Raw genomic sequence first — 22,281 nt, forward strand, 5'->3', positions numbered from 1 at the left:
TGGAACCCAGGTCGATTCCACCAATACAGAACCGGGACCAGGCGCTGGTCCATGACGCACCCGCACCCGCCAGGAGAACAGGAATTCGCGGAGGCGCGGGGTGACCCGGCGCCCCTCGGCACCCGCTGGCGTCAGCGCTGGAGATAGACCCCCGCGGACAGCCCCTGCTTGACGTTGCGGCTCACCTCGTCGGCGAGCACCTCGTCCTGGCCCGCTTCGATGGCCTCCAGCGTCTGGCGCACCACGTCGGCGGTGCTCGACTTCGGCGCGGTGACCTTCTGGGCCATGTCCGTGTCCATGTAGCCCACATGCAGGGCCACCACCTGCGTCTTCTGCGCGGCCAGCTCCTTGCGCAGCCCGTTGGTCAGCGCCCACGCGGCCGCCTTCGAGGCGCTGTAGCTGGCGGACCCCGGGAAGGCCATCCAGCTGAGCACCGAGAGCACGTTGAGGATGGCGCCGCCGCCGTTCTTCGCCAGCACGGGCGCGAAGGCGCTGCTCGTCGCCAGGGGCCCCAGGTAGTTCGTCTCCAGCTCGGCGCGAGCCGCGGCCAGCGCATCCTGCCCCAGCAGGCTCGTGCCCTTCAGGATGCCCGCGTTGTTGATGAGCAGCGACACGTCGCCCGCCTCGCGGACCAGCGCCTCCAACTGCTCGGGCCGCGTCACATCCAGGCGGACCGGGACCACGCCCGGGATGTCCACGCTCGAAGGCTCCCTCGCCGCCGCGTACACCTTGCGAGCCCCTCGCTCCAACAACGCCTGCGCGAACGCACGCCCCAACCCACGATTGGCGCCCGTAACCAGGGCAACCGCATTCTTCATCTGCATGACCCGACTCCCGTGTGACGAGAACCCTTCGACCACCATATGATGAGCATAATATGATGGTCCGTGGCTTTCATCACAAAGCGCGGCCGCGAGGAGGGAGCAGTCCTGCGTCCGGGTGCTACTTGCCCCAGCGGAGCAACTTGTTGCGGGCGACTTCCGACAGCTGCGTCACCACGAACTGCTCGAGCAGGGACGGGTCCGGCTCCTTGCGCACGGGGTCCACCATGAAGTCCCAGGTCTCGAAGTCGGAGGGGTCCTGGAAGAGGATCAGCCCCACGCCCATGCGCTGCGCCTCCGAGGTGAGGCGGGAGATGTCCGAGTCATCCGGGTCGACAGGCAACTGGAGGAGCGCGAAGGCATGGGTCGCCGTCCTCGCGTGCGCGGCGGCCTCGAAGATGCCCGTGATGTTGAACTCCCAGCGGGGTTTGATCTCGAAGGTCCAGATGTCGAACGTCCGCCCCGGCCAATGGGAGAACGTGCGCACGCTGATGGCGGTGATGTCCGGCCGGGTCCAGACACCACCCGTCTTGCGCGAGCCCTGATTGGCGGTGAGCTCGATGTGGACGTCATGGAGACCTCGCTCCTTGGTCCACTTCTCCCGCAGCACCTCAAGGCAGGGGCCATAGAGGTCCGACTCGGCCCTGTCCACCGAGGCCACCGGCAGGGCCGGCACAATCCCCGTCAGGGTGTTGGGCTCCGAGGGCTTGAGCTCCTTGACCAGGCTGACGCTGCCACCGCGTCCCCTGCCGCGGAGAATCTGTCCCTCCTCGATGAGCTGCTCCCTCAGCCGCCAGTATTCGGACTCCGACCACCCCAGCTCATTCATGAGGCTGGTGTTGCCGGACGAACCCCCAGACTGGGTCAGGACCTCGAGGAACTTCTTCCGCTGCAGATCATCGACAGGACGCCCGACCATGGATGGTCCTCCGTGGGTATGTCCAACAGAAGCCCACCCATCCTGTCACGGGTGAAGACCGCCACCGCCTACCCCCACGGGGTGATTGCCATTGGCCGCGCGGGCGCTCCGGACCCAGCTTCAGGCCCGGAGCGCGGTGCTCATTCCGGAGGTCCGCGCCTCGGCGGCGGCTCGTGCTTCATGCGCTCGTATTCCTCGTCCGTGAAGACACGGCTTCGCGTGAGGAAGCGCACGCCCAGGGGCGACTCGACGCTGAAGCCCGCGCCCCGCCCAGGCACCACATCCAGCGTCAGGTGCGTGTGCTGCCAGAGCTCGAACTGCGCGCCGCCGATGTAGACGGGGCAGTCCTCGACGTCTCCCAGGAAGACGTCCCGCTGACCGATGCGGAACTCCTTGATGGGGTAGCACATGGGCGCGCTGCCGTCGCAGCAGCCGCCGGACTGGTGGAACATCAACGGCCCATGCGTGGCACGCAGGGAGCGGATGACCGCGGCGGCCTCGGGCGTCACCGCCACCCGGGCCACCGTGGGCTCCGCCTGCCCACCCGCGCCGGGCCCGGCACGGGTGTCACTCATCAGAAGAACCCCATCGCCTTCGGGCTGTAGCTGACGAGCAGGTTCTTGGTCTGCTGGTAGTGGTCCAGCATCTTGCGGTGCGTCTCGCGGCCGATGCCCGACTGCTTGTAGCCGCCGAACGCCGCGTGCGCCGGGTACAGGTGGTAGCAGTTGGTCCACACGCGCCCCGCCTCGATGGTGCGCCCCGCGCGGTAGGCCGTGTTCGTGTCGCGCGTCCACACGCCCGCGCCCAGGCCGTACAGCGTGTCGTTGGCGATGCGCATCGCGTCGTCGAAGTCCTTGAACGTGGTGACGCTCACCACCGGTCCGAAGATCTCCTCCTGGAAGACGCGCATCTTGTTGTGGCCCTGGAACACCGTCGGCGCCACGTAGTAGCCGTCCTTGAGGTCGCCCGGCAGGCTCACGCGCTCGCCGCCGGCGAGCACCTTGGCGCCCTCCTTCTTGCCGATGTCGATGTAGCCGAGGATCTTCTCCAGCTGGTCATTCGACGCCTGCGCGCCCAGCCTGGTGTCGGTGTCCAGCGGGTTGCCCGGGCGCACCTTCTTCACGCGCTCCAGCGCGCGCTCCATGAACTGCGAGTAGATCTTCTCGCCCACCAGCGCGCGCGACGGACACGTGCAGACCTCTCCCTGGTTCAGCGCGAACATGGCGAAGCCCTCCATCGCCTTGTCCAGGAAGTCGTCGTCGTGGGCCATCACGTCGTCGAAGAAGATGTTCGGGCTCTTGCCGCCCAGCTCCAGCGTCACCGGGATGAGGTTCTCGCTCGCGTACTGGAGGATGAGCCGGCCCGTCGTCGTCTCGCCCGTGAAGGCCACCTTGGCCACGCGGGGGCTGCTGGCCAGCGGCTTGCCCGCCTCGATGCCGAAGCCGTTGACGACGTTGAAGACGCCCTCGGGCAGCAGGTCCTGGATGAGCTCGGTGAGCACCAGGATGCCCACGGGCGTCTGCTCCGCGGGCTTGAGCACCACGCAGTTGCCCGCCGCCAGCGCGGGCGCCACCTTCCACGCCGCCATCAGGATGGGGAAGTTCCACGGGATGATCTGCCCCACCACGCCCAGGGGCTCGTGGAAGTGGTAGGCGACGGTGTCGTGGTCCAGCTCGCCCACGGTGCCTTCCTGCGCGCGGATGCAGCCGGCGAAGTAGCGGAAGTGGTCGATGGCCAGCGGCAGGTCCGCCGCGAGCGTCTCGCGGACCGGCTTGCCGTTGTCCCAGGACTCCGCCACCGCGAGCAGCTCCAGGTTCTGCTCCATCCGGTCGGCGATCTTCAGCAGGATGTTTGCGCGCGCCGTGGGCGACGTGCGGCCCCAGGACACACGTGCCGCGTGCGCGGCGTCCAGCGCCAGCTCGATGTCCTCCGCCGTGGAGCGGGCGACCTCACAGAAGACCTGGCCCGTCACGGGCGTGATGTTCTCGAAATACTGGCCACGCTTCGGCTCGACCCACCGACCGCCGATGAAGTTCTGGTAGCGGGACTTGAACTTCACCTTCGAGCCGGGCTGATTGGGGGCGGCGTAGATCATGGACGCTCTCCTTGCGGGTGGGGCTGCGGGTGGAAGCGCTCCGCCCCAGAGCAGCACGCGTGCCACGGCTCGCCTCGTCGACGTCGCGCCGCGTCGTGTCCCGCGATGCGACACTCCCGCGGACACACGTGGCGCGTCCCGCGACACTGTCGCGTGAGGGTTTTCCACGGCCTCGGTGGAATGTTCTGAACTGGCTGTGGGCGACACGCCAGCCAGGCGTCAGGGTGCGCGGTGGACGACCACGACCTCCATGCTCACGAGCGTGGCGGGAGCACCAGACCGAAGCGCTCGACCATGCGGTAGAGCGTGCTGCGGGCAATCCCGAGCAGCCTGGCCGCGCGCGCCACGTTTCCACCGCTGCGCGACAAGGCTTCGAGGATGGCGTTCGCCTCCACTTCGCGAAGACCCGTGGGACTCTCGGGCGCGGCGTGTGAATCGGCGGCGACCCCAGTTCGAGGCGCCTGCCCCGGCGCGGCGTGCGAAACGGCCCCGGGCTCCACGGACACGGGGGCACGCCCCGGCTCCAGCGACAGCGCGGACACGTCGATGACGGGCGAGCCATCCGCGCGGACCAACGCCAACCGCAGCACCGTCTTCAACTCCCGCACGTTCCCCGGCCACCGGTGCGCGCACAGCCTCGCGAGCGCCGCGGCGGACAACGTGCTCGGAGGATGCCCTCCCTCACTCGCGAGCTGTCGCAGCAGCACCTGCGCCAGCTCCGGCAGGTCCTCCCGCTCACGCAGCGGAGGCAGGCGCAAGAGCGCCCCCTGGAGCCGGTAGTACAGGTCCTGCCGGAACGCCCCCGAGCGCACCGCCGCCTCCAGGTCGCGACACGTCGCGCCGACGAGCCGGAAGCGCGAGTGCCTCACGCGCGACTCTCCGACGCGCGAGTACCCACCGTCCTCCAACACGCGCAGCAGCATCACCTGCAGCGCAGCGGGCATCTCCGCCAGCTCATCCAGGAACAGCGTGCCGCCATCCGCCGCCGCCAGCTTCCCCTCCGCGCCTCCCGAGCGCGCCCCCGTGAAGGCACCGGGCGCATGGCCGAACAGCTCGCTCTCCAGCAACGCCGCGGACAGGGCGCCACAGTTGACCGCCACGAACGGCCCAGCGGACACCGCGCTCGCCGCATGCACCGCGCGCGCGAGCAACTCCTTGCCCGTACCCGTCTCCGACAGCAACAACACCGGCACCGACGTGGGCGCGAAGCGGGCCGCCTCTCGCAACGTCGCGCGATGCGCGGAGTCACTGCCCTTCAGCTCGGACCAGACATCCTTCTCGAAGCGAGCATCCACGGAGGCCCGCGCCGTCCGCGCCTGCCCCCGCGTCAGCCGAGGCTCCAGTCGCACCAGCACCGCGAGCGCCGACTCCCCGTCCCCCTCCCCCACCGCCTCCGGATGCACGCGCCAGCTCGCGCCCGTGTCGCGGTGGCTCGCCTCCAGGACCTGCCCGCGCAGCGCCGCGTCCTTCAACGTCCGCCACGACAGCCCGAGCACCCGCCCCGGTGACGCCTCCTCGGAGGCCGACTCCACGCCGAACAGCGCACGCGCCGCCCCATTGAGACGTCGCACCCGCCCCGGTGACTCGACCAGCAGCACCGGCCCATCCTCACGAGCCAGCCGCGCCTCCAGCCCTCCGCGCGCCGCCGCGGCCACCCGCGCCCAGGCGACCTCGCGCAGCCGCGCCTCCGCCGAGTGGGCGATGCTCGCCACCGCCACCAGCACCAGCGGGTCCGCCCCACCCGCGGGGCCCGTGACGTCCAGTACGCCGAGCACCTCGCCGAACGGATCTCTCACCGGCGCCGCGTAACAGACGAGCCCATGGTGCCGCTGCGCGTAGTGCGCCGGGCCCACCACGGCCACCGCCGAGGACTCCGCCAGCGCGGTGCCGATGGCATTCGTGCCGCGGGACACCTCGTCCCAGCAAGCCCCCGCCACCAGGCGCACGTAGTCCGCATGGCCCGCGAAGTCCCCACCCGAGCTGCGCGTGGCGAGGATGACGCCTTCCCGGTCCGCCAACAGCGCCACCCGGCCCGAGGGCAGGGGCGCGGCGGCGAGCACGTCCAGCATGTCGCGGACCTCGTGCCACACCGGCTCCAGCCGGGCCCGTCGCTCCACGAGCGCGAGTCCCCCGACGCTGGGTCCCTCGTCGGGCAGGCCGGTGCTCGGAGCCCCGAGCGCTCGGGAGCGCTGCCAGCGGGACAGGATGGGCGGCGGCTCCGGAACACAGGCCCCTGCGTCCTCGTCGAGCGCGCCGACGAGGAACTGCTCCCACAGGTGCGCCGAGGCGCTGAGCGTGAGCGTTCCCATGGGGCTGATTATTCGGTCAGGCCCCACACCGTCGGCAACCCATGACCTTCCCGAAGTCGCGCTCGCGAACCGACGCGGTGCGGCGTCCGGGAAGGCCTGGGTCCCCACCACCCGACCTAGTTGTCGGTGGCGTCCTCGATCTTGTCGCCCGCCTCCTCGGCGGCGTCCTTGACCGCGTCGCCCGCGTCCTCGGCGGCGTCCTCGGTCTTCTCCGCGGCGCGCTCGGCATCGTTCTTCGCGCTCTCACGCGTGTTGCGGTGGCATCCCACGCCGAACGTCATGGCACCCAGCACCGCGACCAGCAGCAGCTTCTGCACCGTCGTCTCCTGTCGTGACGACACCGGGACGTCCGCCCCGGCATCGAATGGTGCGCGGGAAGCTAGTCACGACCCGCCAACTGCCAAGTGCTCACTGGCGGGCTTTCACGTCAGAAGGTGCAGTACCCGTTCGACCCGCACGTCCCCTGGAGCCCCTCGCAGACGCAGTTCCAGTCCCCGCCGCAGCGCATCCCGGGGCACACCTGGGGCGTGGGCCCACCTCCGCCTCCACCACCGCCCGGGTCCGGGTAGGTGTACACGCAGTAGTTGTTCTCGCAGACCGCCGTGAGGGCCTCGGGGCAGTTCCACGCGCAAACCCAGTCGTCGCCGCAGCGGGCGCGCCCGCACGTGAGCAACGAGGCCCCGGTCTCCTCATCACAGGCCAGCGCCTGCTCCTCGGGAGCCTCGGCCCCCGCGACGAAGGCGAAGGACAACAACACGGCGACGACCCACGGATACGACGCGCGACGCGATGACATGCACGGCTCCTTCGGGTGAACCGCGCGAGCCTCCGCGACCCGCGCGGGACGACGTGAACCTCTTTCGACGGCGACACCGCGGACGTCAGGGCGTGGAGCCCACCACGGGCTCGGCGCCGGAGCGCCACCGCGCCACGGCCTCCGCGTCGAGCGACTCCACCTCATCGGGCCGCTGCGTCTTCGAGCAGCGCACGCCCCCGTCGTTCTTCAGCGCCAGCGGGTCCCTCGCGAACACCATGAACCCGGTCTCACCACCGGGCTCCACACGCGACACCACGTAGAGGTTCTCCGAGGGTGCGCGGGTCTCCGGGTCCAGGAGCAAGGCCCTCGGAATGTCCACGAGGGGCGTCCCCGCCTCGAGCCGCGCCAAGGCCGCGTGGCACAGGCCCCGCGAGTTCCACGCGCGCTCCATCCGCCAGCGCGGCCACGAGCTGCGCACCAGGTCCTCGCGTCCCGCCATCAACCAGCCCACGTGATGGCCGATGCCCACCGCCGCCATCGTCGCGCCGAAGAACAGCACCAGGAGCAGCAGCAGCGACACGCTCCAGCGCACGCGCCACGCGCCCGCCTCCGCTTGGAGCTGACGCCACAGCCACCGCAGGAACAGGTGCGAGCCCACCGCGAGAATCCCCGCCACCAGCAGCGCCTCGCCGATGGCGCCCCACCGGAACGTCACCGACGGCCCCACGCTTTGCAGGAAGCCCAGCCACCCGAAGGCGAGCAGGAAGGGCACCTGCAGCACCCACGACTGGCCGATGAAGAGGAAGAACACCAGCGTCAGGAGGAAGGTCCCCATCAGGACCTTCTTGAGCGGCTTCATGGCGCGCCTCCCCGCGCCAGCGCGCGGTGGATGTCACCGATGGGCATCCGCCGGATGTCCCCATCCGTGAAGAGCACCCAGCGCTCCTTGCCGAACAGGCCCGGCTCGTACGCCAGCGGCGCGGAGGGCGCGTCCGCCTTCTGTCCCCCCACGTAGATGAAGTGCAGCCCGGAGTCCCCCACCACCTTCCAGCGCGCGGCTGGCAGCTCCGTGCCCAAGTCGTTCACCGGGAAGGCGTGGCCATTCGCCTGGGCATGCGCCCACAGCGCCGTGCGCAGCTCCTCCAGCCGTTGGCGCCGCGCCTGCGACACCAGCTCCGTGTCGGCGGGGAGCTTCGCCTGCGTGAGCTGGTACGTGGCGCCCGTCTTCTCCCAGGCCCCCGGCGTCATCAGCTCGCGTCCGCCGGCAATCATCGACAGGACGAGCTGGAAGGCCAGCCCCACCAGGAACACCAGCGCGAGCGCCGCGCCGAAGCCGAGCCTCGGCAGCCTGGGCACATCGCGCCGCAGCCGGTTCCACAGCGCCCACACGCCCGCGGACACCCCCACGAAGACAGCGATGAAGAAGGAGATGGCCTCCAATCGCTGCTCGGCGAGCTCCGTGAGCAGGAAGTTCGGCATGCCGGCCAGGGCCACCGCCGGGCTCAGGACGAACAGGAGGACAAGGAGTCGCGAGCGCACGGCCGCCAGTCTGCCCCGCCTGCCCGACAGGAATCCAACCAGGGAGCGGAGCGACCGCGGCGACCGGCGGCCCGGGGCATCACCGAGGAGGCCCTCCGCGTTGAACCCAAGGGCACACGCGAGACGGGGTGACATCCACCCCATGAGAGGGGCTGGCGATGCGCACGTGGAATCCATCCTGGCGCTGGCTGCGCGCGGGCGGCGTGGGCGCGCTGCTGACCGTGGTCGGCTGCGCGACGGGGAGCGAGCAGTTCGGTCCCCAGGTGAAGGGCAGCGCCACGACGTTGAGCAGCAACGTGTCCATCTACCGCGACCTGCTGTCGCCCTATGGCGACTGGTTCGAGGTCCCCGAGGTGGGCTGGGTCTGGAAGCCGTACGAAGAGCAGGTCGGCCGCGACTTCGTGCCCTACGCCACCTTCGGACAGTGGCGGCTGAGCGACTGGGGCTGGACGTTCGACACGGATTTGGAATGGGGCTGGGCGGCCTTCCACTACGGCCGCTGGTTCGTGACGCCCGCCCACGGCTGGGTGTGGTGGCCCGACGACGAGTGGGCACCTTCCTGGGTGGACTGGCGCTGGGGAGATGGCCACATCGGCTGGCAGCCCCAACCCCTGCCCGGCCAGCAAGTGCGGCGCCCATGGACCTTCGTGGCGTCGGGTGACTTCGTGAGCCCCGACGTCAGCCGCTTCCTGGTGCCGCCGGACCAGGAGACGACGCTCGTGAGCAAGACGGAGCCGGTGGGCGAGCGGGTGACGGGGCGCACGGGCCAGTGGAACGCGGGGCCCCCGGGTGAGGAGGTCGCGCAGGTGCTCGGTGCGCCGGTGCCGCGCACCGGGCCGCTCGCGCCGCCCACGGGACAACCTCCGCTCACCGACTCCTCCGCGTCACGCTGACGCGAGAGGGCCGGACACGTGCTCCCGCGTCGCGACGGGCGCGACGACCGGCCGCCACGCGTCGCCGTAGCGCACCATCCGCCCCAGCGCCGGGTCCCACAGGTTCAGCCGCAGGCAGCCGATGATGTCGCGCGGGCTCAGCGTGGTGACGTGGGGCGACTGCAGCTCGGGGATGGCGGCCATCGCCTCCGGCAGCCGGTAGAACGGGATGCGCGGGTTGAGGTGGTGCACGTGGTGGTAGCCGATGTTTCCGGTGAACCACGCCATCACCTTGCCGCAGCGCAGGTAGCTGGAGGCCTCCAGCGCCGCGTCCGCGTGCGTCCATTCGGACTCCGGCAGGATGCTCACCTGGTCGAAGTTGTGCTGCGAATAGAACAGGTACGTGCCCAGCGCGTACGCGAGGACCAGCGGTCCCAGGAAGGCGAACAGGTACACCGCCGGCCCGAAGAAGACGCACAGGCCCACCGACAGCGCCGCGTGGACGAACAGCGCCAGCCCCGACGTCCAATAGCGCTTCGGGTCCTTCACGAAGGGCGCCAGGCACAGGCTGTAGAGGAACGCGGTGAAGTAGCCCAGGAGGATGGTCACCGGATGGCGCTCCACGCGGTAGCCCAGCCGCTGCCATCCCGAGGCCTGACGCCACTGCTCGGTGGTCCACGTGACGAAGGTGCCCGCGGAGTCCGCCGCGATGCGCGCCGTGTTCGCGTGGTGGTGGTTGTGCGTCTCGTTCCAGATGCGCGCGGGCGTGAGCGTCAGGATGCCCTGCACGTGGAACAGCACCCGCGCCCACTTCGACGTGGGCAGCAGCGCGCCGTGCATCGCGTCGTGGAAGAGGATGAAGGCGCGGATGAGGACGAGCGCCTCCAGCACCGCGCCCACCACCTTGAGGGGCCACCAGGGCGCGGCCACCGCCAGCGTCACCGCCGCCGCGAGCGCGGCATAGGTGGCCACCACGTTCCATCCCGAGCGCGCCACCTCCTGCGTGGCGAAGGGACGGGTCCTGGCGATGAGCTCCTTGCTCGAGAGCGGCGCGGCGCGGTCCATGGACGGAGGGCTCCTGAAGGGGTGTGGCCGGCGAGGGCAGACGCCGGAGTCGACGGGCCTGCTTGTCTCATCGCCATGTCACGCGTGAGTCAGCCCGCGACGCATGCGCCCACCAGGGCGGTCATGACGCAGTGCCCCTTCCATTCCCTCGGGACTGTGGACTCGTGCACGGTGTCGGGCCCCCGCGCCTCCCACACCCGAGCGGCGGCCACCCTCCAGGCAGGGGACCGGAGCGGGGCCTGGCTTCCCGGCGGGTTCGGGTAGAAACAGCCACCGCTGCCTGTTAGGTCCAGACGTACGCCAAGGAGCAGCCGTGTTCCGATTCGAGTCCGACCGGGACCTCATCGAGTCCTTCCGCCCGAGAGACCTCCGCGTCATGGAGATGCCGCCGGGCCTCACCTTCCCCTTGTTCGTCCGCGACTACCTGGCCTGGACGGAGACGTCCGGCCTCCGGGTGTACCTCATCTTCTCCGCGCCCGGCAGCCGCCAGCCTATCGGCATCATCTTCCGACGGGACTCGATGGGCGGGGAGAACGTCACCCGCATGTGCGAGTGGTGCCACCACTCCGGCGCGTCGAGCGAGGTGACCATGCTCACCACCGATGTGACGAACAAGCGCCGGGTGGGCATCAGCCTGTGCGCGGACCTCCAATGCAAGGAGCGCCTGGAGGACGCGGCCAACCGCGCCGGCCGCCACACGCTGGAGGCCCTGGAGCAGCTCCGCGCCCGGATGTTCCGCTTCGCCAACGAGGCGCTCGGCATCGAGCTCGAGCCCGCCGCCTGACGCCCTCGCGCTACCCCGCGGAGGCGCTCGCGCGCTGGACCTGGGGCACGCCCGGCAACATGGGTGCCGGGTTGAGGGCCTGGACCAGCAGCGCTCGCAGCGCCTCGCCCAGGTCATCCACCACGCTCAGCACGCCCGCCGGGGAGCCCTGGAGGCTCGGCGGCACGTCCAGCCCCACCACCACGACGGGCATGCGCGCCTCCCAGGCCAGGTAGTGCGCCAGGCCCACGGCCGGCTCGGACACGTCCAAGAGCAGCGCGCCCACGGCGCCCGCGCTGAAGGGCCGCCACAAGGGCCGCGCGGCCTCGGCGGGAGGCAGCACGCAGAAGTCCAGCCGCAGCACCTCGCTGAGCACCAGCCGCCCCAGCGTGCCAAAGCCGCTCTTCACCGCGGTGGGCTCCGCCGACAGGGCCTCCAGCCCCGGCACGCGCGCCATGATTCGCCGCGCCGCCGCCGCGCCGCTGCCGCACACGAAGACCTTGGCGGTGGCCACCTTCGCCGGCGCCTTGGTGCGCAAGATTCGACCGCGCAGGGCGTGCACCTCGGCGGCGCCCAGCAGCTCGCCCGCGTTCGCGTCCGTGCCCGCCGCGTCCGCCAGCCTCGCCACGCCCCGCTGCATCAGCGTGGACAGCACGCCCAGCACTTCCAGGTCCGTGGCGGGCGCCAGGTCCAGCACCTCGCCCAGGGCCCGGGGCTGGCGCAGCAGGTCCACCACCTGCGCCGTCACCGGGTGCTGGTCCTGCTGCAGCGCCAGGTCCGGCGCGAGCATCAGCCGCGTGTGGCGCGGAGGCAGGCCCGGCAAGAGCCGGTTCACCTCGTCCGACTGGCGCATGCCCTCCAGCAGCGCGTCGTCCATGGCGCGGTTGATGCGCGCCTTCCCGGGGTTGCCGCCCGGCGAGAAGGTGAAGGTGCCGTCCCCCCAGGCCAGGAGGCGGAACAGGGCCTTCTCCCCTTCCACGCGGCCCAGCTTCGAGTTGACGGGGCGGCCCTCCACGACGTGGATTTCACCGCGCTCGTTGCCGCGCTCCAGCGACAGCTTGCCGCTGCGCCGGTTCATGCCGAGCAGCTGCATCAGGTCCGGGATGCTCAGCTGGCTGAGCGAGCCTTCGATTTCCTGCTGCTCGACCTTGAGGTCCTTGGCCGCCTCGTTGCGCCGGAAGATGTGCTCGATGCGGCTGAGCACCTCGTCCAGGTTGAAGGGCTTGCGCAGGTAGCCGTCGCGCAGGCCCCGGTAGCGGTCGCCGTCGAAGCTGGACGTGGTGAGGACGACGGGGATGTCCTCGGTGCGCGGGTTGGTGCGCAGAATCTGGATGAAGGTGCGCGCCTCCAGCAGCCGACAGTGCTCGTCGAACAGCGTGAGGTCCGGGTGGCGCAGCACCGCCACCTCCAGCGCCCGCGAGCCATCCGGCGCGTAGTGCACCTGATACCCCTTGGTGCGCAGCGCGCGGGACAGCGCGCGCACGGACTCGAGGTCGGGGTCGGCGATGAGAATCTTGCGCACCTGGGCCACGACGGCGCTCCGCTTCGTATCAGTAGGGCTGCAGGTCGTACTCGGCCTGCAGCTTGGAGATGAGCCCGTCCACCACCGCGGTGTCCGAGGTGTGGAAGCCCCACGTCGCGCCGCGTCCCCGCCGCTGGATGAGCGCGTACGCCGCGCTCTCCGACAGCCAGAGGATGAACTCGTGCCGCGACACCCGCTCGTCGCCCTCCAGGAACACCGGCGTCAGCGCGGGGTGCGACTCCAAATCCATGCGCCGGCCCAAGAGGTAGATGCGCGAGGACAAGTCCGGCGGCGCGGACTCCAGCCCCGCGGCGATGGGCAGGTCCGAGCGAATCTCCGGCCCGCCCACGTACAACAGGCCGCGCGAGCCTGGGTCTCGCATCAGCTCGCGGGCGATCTCCGCCTGCAGCTCGTCGAAGAGCACGTCCGCCACCTTGCCCCGACGGCTGGGCTCGGCGCGGTCATCCACCGGCAGCTTGGGGCTGTTGGGGGTGCCGAGCAGCAGGTCCACCTCGTCCCAGAACGGCAGCCCGTCCAGCATCAGCCGCCGCTGCAGCGACGCGCGGCGCTCGTCCATGCGGCGCCGGCAGCGGTGCACCAGCTCGTCGAAGTCCTCCCCGTCCTTGGGGAAGGTGCTCGCGCCGCCCACCAGCGCCAGGGGCAGCCGCTGCTCCACGTCCTGGACCTCGGGCTCCTCGCGCACCGCCGCCACCGCGCGGCGCACGAACATCATGGCCCCGAAGAAGTCCGTCTCCGGCAGCAGCAGGTAGAACTCCTGGTCGCTCGCCTTCGCGATGACGTCCGAGTCGCGGATGATCTTGCTGAGCGCCTTGATGATGCCGCGCACGGCCTTCTTCGCGTCCGCCGCGCCCTGCCGCACCCGCACCAGCGGCAGGTTGTCGATGGAGAACGTGAGCAGGGAGAAGGTGCGGCCGTAGCGCCGGGCCTTGTAGATCTCCTTGGACGCGTAGTCGGTGAAGTAGCTGAGGTTGTAGGCCGCCGTCTCGCGGTCCCGCAGGCCCAGCCGCTGCAGGGCCATCATCCGCCGGCCGTTCTTCACGCCCACTGCGGCGAAGTCCGCCAGCACGCGCGCGTCGCGGGAGTGCTCCTGACGGAAGTCCCCGGCCAGCGGGTCCGACAGCTGCGCCAGGCCCACGATTTCTCCCGTGGCCATCAGCGGCACGTACAACACCGCCGAGCGCTCGTCCCTGGCGAACCAGGGCTGCGCGTCCTTGAGCCGGCCCGCCAGCGGCCCCTCGGGGCTCATGCGCTCGGCGAGGAACTGCTTGTCGAGCAGGCCCCGGTACGCGCGCAGCACCAGGTCCCCCCGGTCATCCAGCACCCACAGCGCGGCGCTCTGCGCGTCGCACACCGCGGACAGCTCCGAGATGATGCGCTCCTGCAGCCACTCCAAATCCGACTGGGAGATGAGCTCCAGGCAGCGCTGGTGCAGGTTGTGGAAGCGCGCGAACTCCATGTTCTCGTCGCGCAGCTGCGCCCGCTCCTTGCGCAGGGCGGCGCGCTCCAGGGCGCGGTCCACCGCGAGCACCAGGTCGGCTTCGTCCACGGGCTTGGCCAGACAGTCCGCCGCGCCCGAGCGCAGCGCCATCTCCGAGCCCTTGATGTCGGTGCGCTGGCTGACCAGGATGACCTCCTGGTCCGGGTCCCTCTCGCGCAGGCGCGCGGTGAGCGCGAAGCCGTCCACGCCCGGCATCACCACGTCGGTGATGACCAGGTCGAAGGGCGTGCGGGCCGCCTCCTCGAGCGCGACCGTGCCGTTCTCCACGGCGACGACGCGGTGCCCATGACGGGCCAGCATGTCGCTGGCGAGCTGGCGGAAGAACAGGTCGTCGTCGACGACGAGAATGGGACCGGCCACGCGCTGTCTGACCCGGGTGCGAAGGGGGAGGTCGGAGGTTACCGGCCCCCAGCAAGCCCGACAACGCCCTCGAAGACGAAGGCGACCGGTCCCCGGAGGCGGATGTCGGACAGGTCGGCGGGCACGCGGATGCCCAGGTCGCCTCCCGGCAGGGTGACTCGCAGCCACGTCTCGGGGGGCAGTCGTCCGGCCAGCACCGCCGCCACCGCGGACGCGCACGCCCCGGTGCCACACGCCTGGGTGAGGCCACAGCCCCGCTCCCACACGACGACGGTGAGCCCGTCCTGCTCCACCCGGACGAACTCCACGTTGGTGCGGTCCTGGAAGGATGGGTGCCGCTCCAGCTCGGGCCCCAGCTTGGGCGCGTCCTCCAGCGGCCTGTCGAGCAGGACGAGGTGGGGGTTGCCCATGCTCACCGCGGACGCGCGCAGCTCGGGGTGTCCCGGCAGGGGGGAGTCCAGGAACGGACGCCCCGTGGCACCCGATGGGAGGTTGGGGGCCACGAGCCGTGCCGGCCCCATGGAAATGTCCACTGAGACCACCCCGCCGTCTCCGTAGCCGGGCATGCAGGTGAGCACTCCGGCGCCCGTCTCCACGTCGAGGCGCGCGGGCGTCTCTCCGGAGTGGTCGACCAGGTACTTCACGGCGCAGCGCAGGCCGTTGCCGCACATCTCCGCGATGCTGCCGTCCGCGTTGTGGACGACCATGCGGGCCAGGCCGTGCTCGGACGGCAGCAGCGACAGCACCCCGTCCGCGCCGATGCCCAGGCGGCGGTCGCACATCCAGCGCGACGTGTCGGCGTCGATGTCCACCCCGGACCGACGACGGTCCAGGACGACGAAGTCATTGCCCAGGCCCTGGTACTTGAAGATGCGCTCGCGGACGTCCACGCACGCAATCCTAGTCGCGGAACGTCACTCGCGCTCGTCCGCCTTTTTCGGGGGCGTGGGGTCGGGCATGTCGAGCGCGGGCACGGCGGTGCGTGGCGGCTTGACCTGGGGGATGGTGGGCGTACGGACGGGGATGCCGCCCGGAGGCGTGTGCACCACGCCCGTGCGACGGGACAGCTCGCTCTTGACGGCCTTGAGCTCGGCGTTGGCGCGCTCGTAGATGTCCTGGACGGGGTTGGCGCCGGTCCGCGCCGTCTGTCGGCGCAGGGTGGCCAACTCTGTCTCCTGGGCCTCGAGCTGCGTCTGCAGGGAGTCCACCAGCGATTGGAGGTGCTCCATCTCCGCGGCCATCTCCAGGACGGCCTCGGGCTGGGAGGAGGCCTTGAGTTCCTCGGTGGCGGCGAGCAGCTCGTTGCGCTCGGCCTCGATGGAGGACAGGCGCGCCTGCTGGTCCTTCACGAGCGACTCCAGGCGCTCGCGCTCGTAGCGGTCCTTGAGGAGTTCCTGCTTCTCGGCGGTGAGGGCCTGGGCCTGGTCCTGGAGGCGCGTCAGCTCCGTGCGCAGCGTGGCGAGGCGGTCGGACGTGGAGCCGTCCTTCTGCTGGAGCTGGCGGCGGGCCTCGTCGAGGGACTCGGAGAGGCGGGTGCGCTCGGCGCGCTCGGTGTCGAGCAGGCGGACGGCGTCGGTGGACGCGGTCTCCATGGCGGTGATGCGACCTTCCAGGCGGACGCGCGCGGCGCGGGCCACGGTCAGGTCGGACTGGAGGCGCTCGCGCTCGGCCTCGGCGCGCGTCGCTCGCTCCTGGAGGGATTGGAGCGAGGTGGCGCTCTGCGTGGCGGCGGACTCCAGCCCGGAGAGGCGCTCCTCGAGCTCGGCGCGGCGGGACTCGAAGCCGGTGGTGGCCTCGGCCAGTCGGGCTTCGAGGGTGGCCTTCTCCGCGAGCCGGACATCGAGTTCCTCGCGCAGGCTGGCGGTGCTGGACTCCAGGTCGGAGAGTCTCGAGGCGAGTTCGACGCGGCCCGCGCGCTCGGTGTCGAGCTGCGACGCGGTGTCGTTGAGGCGAGACTCCACGGTCGCCTTGTCGGAGCGCTCGGTGTCGAGCTGAGACTCCAGCTCGGAGCGCCCCGTCCGCGCGGCCTCGAGCAGCGCCGTGGACTCCGTCAGGCGAGAGGACAGCTCGGCCAGCTCCACGCGGTGGGCCTCGAGCTGCTCGGAGGTCTGCGTGAGCCGGGACTCCAGTGCGGTGCGCTCCGTGCGCTCCGTGTCGAACTGGGACGTGACCTCTGCGAACCGGGTCTCCAGCGCGCCCCGTTCAGTCCGCTCGGTGTCGAGCTGTGAAGTGGTCTCGCTGAGTCGGGCATCGAGCGCGGTGCGTTCCGCGCGCTCGGTGTCGAGCTGCGCAGTGGTCTCCGCGAGTCGAGCGTCCAGGGTGCCCCGGGCCGACTGGTGTGTCTCCAGGTGCGCGGTGAGGTCAGCGAGCCGAGCGTCCCAGTCCGCGCGCGCCTGCTCCAGCGCCTCGGTGGTCTCGCGCAGGCGGGCCTCCAGCGTCGCGGCGCGCTCCTGCTCCGTCCGCGCGGTCTCGGTGACACGCGCCAGCTCGGCGCGCTCGCTCTCGAGCGTGCTCTCCATGGCGGTGGCCTTGCCCGCGAAGCGCCGCGCCGTCTCGAGCTGAACCATGAGCAACTCGGCGTTCTCGCGCTGGGCCACCAGCCGCTCGCGAGCATCCACCAACTCCGCGTCGAGACGCGTGAGGTGCTGCCCACGCTCGTGCAGCGCGGCCATGGCGCGTTGGAGCTCCATCCCCAGGCGCATCACCTCCTGACGCGCGGCCAGCAGATGGGTCAGCTCACCGCGAAGGCCCAGCACCTCCTGGCGGGTGGCCTCCAGGGTGTCCTCGGTCTTCTCCAGCTCCGCCTCGCGCACGGTGGCGGCCTCGGACAGTTGCGTGGCCCGGGCCTCGCCTTCGCGCACCTGTTCCCGCAGACGCTCCATCTGGGTCTGCAGCTCTTGCAGCGTCCAATCCCGCTCGGAGAGCTGGGCATCCACCGCGCGCTTCGCGGCCTCGGACGCTCCCAAGGACGTTTCGAGCGAAGCCAGTCGGGCCTCCAGTGCCTCGCGCTGCGCCAGGGTCGAAGCCTCCACCTGGGCGCGCTCCGTCTCCAGGCGTTCCACGGACTCACGCAGCGACTGCTCGCGCGTCGTGAGCTCCGTCAGGCGCTCCTCGCGGACGGACAACTCCGCGCGGGCCTGGGTCAGGGCCTCACGCTCACGCGTCAACTCCGCGAGAGTCGCCTGTCCACCCTCCTGCTCGGTCGCGAGGGCCGCGCGAACCTGGGCCAACGAGGCTTCCATCTCAGCGCGAGCTGACTCCTCGGCGGACAACGAGTCCCGGGTGCGAGCCAGCGACGCTTCCGCTTCAGAGCGAGCGCGCTGCTCGGCATCGAGTCGCTCGTGGACGCGCGCAAGACCGGCCTCACCGTCACTGCGTTCCTGACGCTCGGTCTCCAGCTCCGCGCGAGCGGCGGACAGCGCCTCTCGCTCCGAGGCCAGCTCGGTGACCAGTGCCTCACGAGCCTCCCGCTCCGCGGTGAGCAACCGGCGAGCCTCCGCCAGCGAGGCCTGGGACTGGAGTTCGCCTTGCTCCAGCGCCTCGCGAGCCTGCGCCAGTGACGCGGACTCCCGGGTGCGCTGCTCGACTTCCGTCTCGAGCTGCAGTCGCGCCGCGGCCAGCGCCTCTTCCGCGCGAGCCCTCAGCGCCTCGACTTCAGCGATGCGAGCCAGCGCCGCCTCGAGCCCCGCCTCGACGCGAGCCTTCTCGTCGGCCTCCGTTCGAGCACGAGCCTCGACTTCGACGAGCGCGGCTTCGACACGGGCTCTCTCTTCGGCCTCCGTTCGGGCACGAGCCTCGACTTCGATGAGCGCGGCTTCGACCCGAGCCCTGTCCTCGGCCTCTGTCTTGGCGCGAGCCTCGACCTCGGAGAGCGCGGCTTCGACCCGAGCCCTGTCCTCGGCCTCCGTCTTGGCGCGAGCCTCGACCTCGGAGAGCGAGGTCTCGACACGAGACTGGTCCGCCTGAGCCCGGGCCTCGACCTCGGCGAGAACAGCTTCGACACGCGCCCTGTCTTCGGCCTCGCGCAGAGCACGAGCTTCGACCTCGGCGAGCTCGGCTTCGACACGGGCCCTGTCTTCGGACTCCTTCTGAGCACGAGCCTCGGCCCGAGCCCGCTCCTCCGCCTCCGTCAGGGCACGAGCGTGCGCCTCGGTGAGCGCCGCCTCGACCTGCGCCCGCGCTTCGGCCTCCCGCTGAGCACGGGCCTCGACCTCGGCGAGCGCGGCTTCGACGCGAGCCTTCTCTCCAGCCTCGGTCCGAGCACGGGCCTCGACCTCGGAGAGCGAAACTTCGACGCGAGCCTTCTCTTCAGCCTCTGTCCGAGCCCGAGCCTCGACCTCGGCCAGCGAAGCTTCGACGCGAGCCCGGTCCTCAGCTTCCTTCAGAGCCCGAGCTTCCGCCTCGGAGAGCGCCGCTTCGACGCGAGCCCGGTCCTCAGCTTCCTTCAGAGCCCGAGCTTCCGCCTCGGAGAGCGCCGCTTCGACACGAGCCCGGTCCTCAGCCGCATTCAGAGCACGGGCCTCGACCTCGGCAAGCGCAGCCTCGACACGAGCCCGGCCCTCAGCCTCCTTCAGCGCCCGGGCCTCCGCCTCGGCGAGCGCCACCTCGATGCGAGCACGGTCCTCGGCCTCGCGCCGGACTCGCGCGGCCACGTCGGCGAGCGACTCCTCGACCCGGGCCTTGTCCTCCCCCCCCTTGCGAGCCCGCTCCTCAGCCTCCGCGAGCGACGCCTCGATGCGAGCCTTCGCATCGGCCTCCCGCTGGACGCGCGCCGTCGTCTCCGCGAGTTCGGCCTCGACCTCGGAAGCACGAGACTCCGCCTCCACGAGCGACGCCTCGACACGGGCCCGGTCCTCCGCCTCCTTGAGAGCACGCTCCCGAGCCTCGGCGAGCAACTCCGCGACACGGGCCTTCTCCTCGCCCTCCGAACGCAGCCGCGCCTCGGCCTCGGCCAGCGCAGCCTCGACCCGAGACCGTTCCGCACGGAGACTCGCCTCGACCCGCGCCTTCGCGTCGCTCTCGCGCGAAAGCTCGACGCGAAGCTCCGCGAGCATCGCCTCGACCTGCCCACGCCGCTCGGCCTCCTCCTGGAGTCGAGCCTGGGCCTCCGCCAGCGTGCCCTCGACGTGGGTGCGCTGCTGGCCCTCGCCCTGGAGCCGCCCCTGGACCTCCGCCAGGGACTCCTCGGCCCGAGCCCTCCGCTGGAACTCCGTCTGGAGCTGGACCTGCACATCCCCGAGCGCCGCCTCCCACCGCGCGCGCCGCTCCGCCTCCGCGTCCAGCGCCTCGCGGCTTTGCGCAAGCGCCTGTCGCGCCTCGCTCAACCCCGCCTCGGCCTCCGCGAGCGCCGCCTCCGAGGACTCCCGACGCCCCTTCTCCGCCTCCAGCTCCGCGCGCAGCACCTCCAACGCGGAGCCCGACTTCAACCGTCCATCCCGCTCGGCCTCGAGCGTCGCCTGGACCTCCGCCAGCGCAGCCTCCAGCGCCGCCCGCCGCGCCACCTCCGCGTCCAGCGCCTCTCGGGTCCTCGCCAGCGTGGCCTCGGCCTCGACGAGCCGCTGGGTCGCGCTCTCCAGCTTGCCGCGAGACACCCGCAGCGCATCCTCGACCGCGGCGCGAGCCTCACGCTCCTGGTCCAGCTCACCGCCCACCCGCGCGGCCAGCGCCGCCGTGGAGTCCCGCTCCTCCCGCGCCGTCTCCAGGTCCGCCTGCGCGGCCTGAAGCGCCGTCTCCGACTCCTCCGCGCGCGCCGACTCCTCACGACGGGAACGACTGAGCGAGGAGACCTCCGCCTCCAGCTCCACCACCCGCCGCACCAGCGCCTGACGTTCGTCCTCCAGCTCGCGCTTGCGAGCCTCGGTCTCCGCGCGAATGGCGGCCTCGGTGCGAGCCTCCTCCCCGAGCGCCTCCGCCTTCGCCCGCTCGGCCTCGAGCTGCCCCTCCAGCGCCGACAGCCGCGCCTGGAGCTGGGCCCGCTCCGCCTCCAACGCCCCCGTGAGCCCCGCCTCGACGCGAGCGCGCTCCTCCTCCAATCCGGAGATGCGCTCGTGGGCCTCGTGAAGCGACTCCTCCAGCTTCTGGGACGTCGCCCGAGCCAGCGCCTCGCGCTCGGTGAGCGCCGCCAGCTCGCGCGTCAGCCGGGCCTCGCGCGCCTGCGCGGCGACGAGCTCCGTCTCCTGCCCGCGCCCCTCCGCCTGGAGCGCCTCCAGCCGGGCCTCCGCGTCCCGTCGAGAGCCCTCGGCCGACGTCGCCCGCAGCGACGCCTCCGTCAGCTCCCGCGTCGCGCGCGCCAGCTCCGCTTCCTTCAAGGACAGGGCCGCCGCCGCGTCGCGCGCGGACTGCTCCGCCCGGGCCGTCCCAATCTTCAGGTGCTCCACCGCCGCCAGGGCCGCCGAGTACTGCTCGGCGATGCGCAGCTCCCGCTCCCGAGCGGCGTCCGCGGCGCGACGGCGGTCCTCCACCTGCTCCCCGGCGCGCTCCGCCACCAACCGGTCCTTCTCCCGGTCGATGCGCAGCGTGGTCAACTCATCCTGCAGCTCACGCAACTGCGTGTACGCCGCCGTCAACCGCTCCCGAGCTTCCTCAAGGGACGCGGCCTGCTCCTCACGGCGCGCGCGCTCCAGCCGGAGCGTCTCCTGCCCCGCGAGCAGCTGGACACCGGCCTCCGCCTGCGTCCGCTGCGCCGCCTCCACCTCCAACCGCTGCGCCGTCAGCCGACGGTCCGCGTCCCCCAGCCGCTCGTGCGCGACCTGGAGCTCCAGCTCCCGCCGACGCAGCTTCCCGGCCAGGTCATCGCGCTCGCGCTGCGACTCCGGCGTGCCCCGCGCCTGCTCGAGCTGCGCGGTGAGCCGGGCCACCTCCTCGCGCGCGTCCTCCAGCACGGGCTTGAGCGAGGCGACCTCCTCCTCGCGCTCCGTCAGCTCGGTGCGAAGCCGGGTCAGCGACTCCTTCAGCCGCCCGCTGCGCTCCTCCCACGACTTCGCGCGGGCGACCACCTCATCCAGCTTGGCCCGCGTGAAGGCCAGGGGCTCTGGAGGCAGCTGCACCCACGTGGGGTCCACCACGCGCGCCGGCTCCAGCCCCGCCACCACCACGAAGTACGCCGCCTCGCTGGTCTGCACCAGCGAGCCATCCACCTGCAGCCCATCCCCCTTCTCGAACGCGAGCTGGTACCCCAGCACGGGGGACTGCGTGGCCACCTCCACCTGGGGGAAGTGCACGTTGAGCGCATCCAGCAGCAACCCATACGTCGGCGGCGGCGAGCCCTCCTCGGCCTCCAACAGCTGCGGCAGCGCCAGCCCCGCGATGTTGCGCAGGCCGCCCACCAGGAAGCCCTGCTTCGCCACCAGCCGCGCCAGCTCCGCGAGCAGCTCCGGCGCCCGGACGTACGGGGCCAGGTCCGCCACCATCACCACGTCGAAGCTGCCCGGCTCGAAGTCGTCGTAGATGTTGGCGCGGTAGCGCAGCGTGGGCCCACCGTGCGCCTTCTGCGCCGCCGACACCGCCTTCACGTCCGCGTCGCACGCCACCACCGCGCGGGCACCCCGCTCCAGGAGGAAACGCGCGCTCTCGCCTCCGGTGGAGGCCACCGCGTCCACCTCCAGCACCCGGCGGCGCGCGAAGAGGCTCTCGGCGAAGATGTAGCGGGGCAGCAGTTCACTGGGCCCCATGCGACGGAATGTGTGATGCATGGGTGTGTTCGGGGGTAGGAGTATAGCCGTGGGCCTCCGCGCCCCAAGG

The 22,281-nt window shown here is 71.4% G+C and carries 16 protein-coding genes; 2 read left to right on the top strand and 14 right to left on the bottom strand.

Going from position 1 to position 22,281, the window contains the following annotated elements; genetic code table 11:
- Window positions 1–131: 131 nt before the first annotated feature.
- From LXT21_RS01785 to LXT21_RS01825, 9 genes are all read right to left on the bottom strand, one after another.
- Window positions 132–824, bottom strand: coding sequence for an SDR family oxidoreductase (locus tag LXT21_RS01785; RefSeq protein WP_254036344.1), 693 nt, complete (start codon window positions 822–824; stop codon window positions 132–134).
- Between the two features lie 118 nt (window positions 825–942).
- Entirely contained in the window at window positions 943–1,740 is a 798-nt protein-coding gene (locus tag LXT21_RS01790; RefSeq protein ID WP_254036345.1) for a hypothetical protein, read from the bottom strand.
- A gap of 140 nt (window positions 1,741–1,880) precedes the next feature.
- On the bottom strand, window positions 1,881–2,315 hold the full coding sequence (locus LXT21_RS01795; RefSeq protein ID WP_254036346.1) for a DUF779 domain-containing protein: 435 nt from the start codon (window positions 2,313–2,315) through the stop codon (window positions 1,881–1,883).
- Window positions 2,315–3,835, bottom strand: a complete 1,521-nt coding sequence (adh, locus tag LXT21_RS01800) for an aldehyde dehydrogenase (RefSeq protein ID WP_254036347.1) — start codon at window positions 3,833–3,835, stop codon at window positions 2,315–2,317. Before adh ends, LXT21_RS01795 begins: the two co-directional genes overlap by 1 nt.
- A gap of 254 nt (window positions 3,836–4,089) precedes the next feature.
- Window positions 4,090–6,144 carry a sigma-54-dependent Fis family transcriptional regulator gene (locus LXT21_RS01805; protein WP_254036348.1) on the bottom strand — a complete coding sequence of 685 codons (2,055 nt, stop codon included), beginning with the start codon at window positions 6,142–6,144 and terminating at the stop codon, window positions 4,090–4,092.
- Window positions 6,145–6,260: 116 nt separating this feature from the next.
- Window positions 6,261–6,485: a YtxH domain-containing protein gene (locus LXT21_RS01810; RefSeq protein ID WP_305036158.1), complete on the bottom strand. Its 225-nt coding sequence runs from the start codon at window positions 6,483–6,485 to the stop codon at window positions 6,261–6,263.
- An 86-nt stretch (window positions 6,486–6,571) separates the two neighbouring features.
- Window positions 6,572–6,940, bottom strand: coding sequence for a hypothetical protein (locus LXT21_RS01815; protein ID WP_254036349.1), 369 nt, complete (start codon window positions 6,938–6,940; stop codon window positions 6,572–6,574).
- Window positions 6,941–7,025: 85 nt separating this feature from the next.
- Window positions 7,026–7,760, bottom strand: coding sequence for a hypothetical protein (locus LXT21_RS01820; protein WP_254036350.1), 735 nt, complete (start codon window positions 7,758–7,760; stop codon window positions 7,026–7,028).
- A complete protein-coding gene (locus LXT21_RS01825) occupies window positions 7,757–8,440 on the bottom strand; it encodes a hypothetical protein (protein WP_254036351.1) in 684 nt (227 codons plus the stop codon). The genes LXT21_RS01820 and LXT21_RS01825 overlap by 4 nt, the downstream gene beginning before the upstream one ends.
- A gap of 158 nt (window positions 8,441–8,598) precedes the next feature.
- On the opposite strand from LXT21_RS01825, the gene LXT21_RS01830 reads away from it, so the two are divergent.
- Window positions 8,599–9,333 carry a DUF6600 domain-containing protein gene (locus LXT21_RS01830; protein WP_254036352.1) on the top strand — a complete coding sequence of 245 codons (735 nt, stop codon included), beginning with the start codon at window positions 8,599–8,601 and terminating at the stop codon, window positions 9,331–9,333.
- On the opposite strand, the gene LXT21_RS01835 is transcribed toward LXT21_RS01830, so the two are convergent.
- Window positions 9,325–10,377: a fatty acid desaturase family protein gene (locus LXT21_RS01835; RefSeq protein ID WP_254036353.1), complete on the bottom strand. Its 1,053-nt coding sequence runs from the start codon at window positions 10,375–10,377 to the stop codon at window positions 9,325–9,327. The genes LXT21_RS01830 and LXT21_RS01835 overlap by 9 nt on opposite strands.
- Window positions 10,378–10,690: 313 nt before the next feature.
- Between LXT21_RS01835 and LXT21_RS01840 the strand changes: the two genes are divergently transcribed.
- A complete protein-coding gene (locus LXT21_RS01840; RefSeq protein WP_046715113.1) occupies window positions 10,691–11,161 on the top strand; it encodes an FBP domain-containing protein in 471 nt (156 codons plus the stop codon).
- A 10-nt stretch (window positions 11,162–11,171) separates the two neighbouring features.
- Here LXT21_RS01840 and LXT21_RS01845 read toward each other — a convergent pair whose 3' ends face one another.
- Genes LXT21_RS01845 through LXT21_RS45120 form a run of 4 tightly spaced genes read right to left on the bottom strand, consistent with a single transcriptional unit; the run spans window position 11,172 to window position 22,232 of the window.
- The gene (locus tag LXT21_RS01845) at window positions 11,172–12,671 is read right to left on the bottom strand and encodes a DUF4388 domain-containing protein (protein WP_254036354.1); all 1,500 of its coding nucleotides are present in this window, start codon (window positions 12,669–12,671) and stop codon (window positions 11,172–11,174) included.
- Between the two features lie 19 nt (window positions 12,672–12,690).
- Window positions 12,691–14,541 carry a GGDEF domain-containing response regulator gene (locus LXT21_RS45300; RefSeq protein WP_254036355.1) on the bottom strand — a complete coding sequence of 617 codons (1,851 nt, stop codon included), beginning with the start codon at window positions 14,539–14,541 and terminating at the stop codon, window positions 12,691–12,693.
- 38 nt (window positions 14,542–14,579) lie between these two features.
- The gene (gene dapF, locus LXT21_RS01855) at window positions 14,580–15,431 is read right to left on the bottom strand and encodes a diaminopimelate epimerase (protein WP_254036356.1); all 852 of its coding nucleotides are present in this window, start codon (window positions 15,429–15,431) and stop codon (window positions 14,580–14,582) included.
- 24 nt (window positions 15,432–15,455) lie between these two features.
- Window positions 15,456–22,232, bottom strand: a complete 6,777-nt coding sequence (locus LXT21_RS45120; RefSeq protein ID WP_267145390.1) for a methyltransferase domain-containing protein — start codon at window positions 22,230–22,232, stop codon at window positions 15,456–15,458.
- Window positions 22,233–22,281 lie beyond the last annotated feature (49 nt).

The sequence above is a fragment of the Myxococcus guangdongensis genome (assembly GCF_024198255.1).
Classification (GTDB): Bacteria; Myxococcota; Myxococcia; order Myxococcales; family Myxococcaceae; genus Myxococcus; species Myxococcus guangdongensis.

What these genes read in the sequence shown, in the direction of transcription:
- LXT21_RS01820 (WP_254036350.1), bottom strand. Translation starts at nt 7,760, where the DNA reads ATGAAGCCGCTCAAGAAGGTCCTGATGGGGACCTTCCTCCTGACGCTG.
- LXT21_RS01795 (WP_254036346.1), bottom strand. Translation starts at nt 2,315, where the DNA reads ATGAGTGACACCCGTGCCGGGCCCGGCGCGGGTGGGCAGGCGGAGCCC.
- LXT21_RS01835 (WP_254036353.1), bottom strand. Translation starts at nt 10,377, where the DNA reads ATGGACCGCGCCGCGCCGCTCTCGAGCAAGGAGCTCATCGCCAGGACC.
- adh (WP_254036347.1), bottom strand. Translation starts at nt 3,835, where the DNA reads ATGATCTACGCCGCCCCCAATCAGCCCGGCTCGAAGGTGAAGTTCAAG.
- LXT21_RS01785 (WP_254036344.1), bottom strand. Translation starts at nt 824, where the DNA reads ATGCAGATGAAGAATGCGGTTGCCCTGGTTACGGGCGCCAATCGTGGG.
- LXT21_RS01805 (WP_254036348.1), bottom strand. Translation starts at nt 6,144, where the DNA reads ATGGGAACGCTCACGCTCAGCGCCTCGGCGCACCTGTGGGAGCAGTTC.
- LXT21_RS01815 (WP_254036349.1), bottom strand. Translation starts at nt 6,940, where the DNA reads ATGTCATCGCGTCGCGCGTCGTATCCGTGGGTCGTCGCCGTGTTGTTG.
- LXT21_RS01830 (WP_254036352.1), top strand. Translation starts at nt 8,599, where the DNA reads ATGCGCACGTGGAATCCATCCTGGCGCTGGCTGCGCGCGGGCGGCGTG.
- LXT21_RS01790 (WP_254036345.1), bottom strand. Translation starts at nt 1,740, where the DNA reads ATGGTCGGGCGTCCTGTCGATGATCTGCAGCGGAAGAAGTTCCTCGAG.
- LXT21_RS45120 (WP_267145390.1), bottom strand. Translation starts at nt 22,232, where the DNA reads ATGCATCACACATTCCGTCGCATGGGGCCCAGTGAACTGCTGCCCCGC.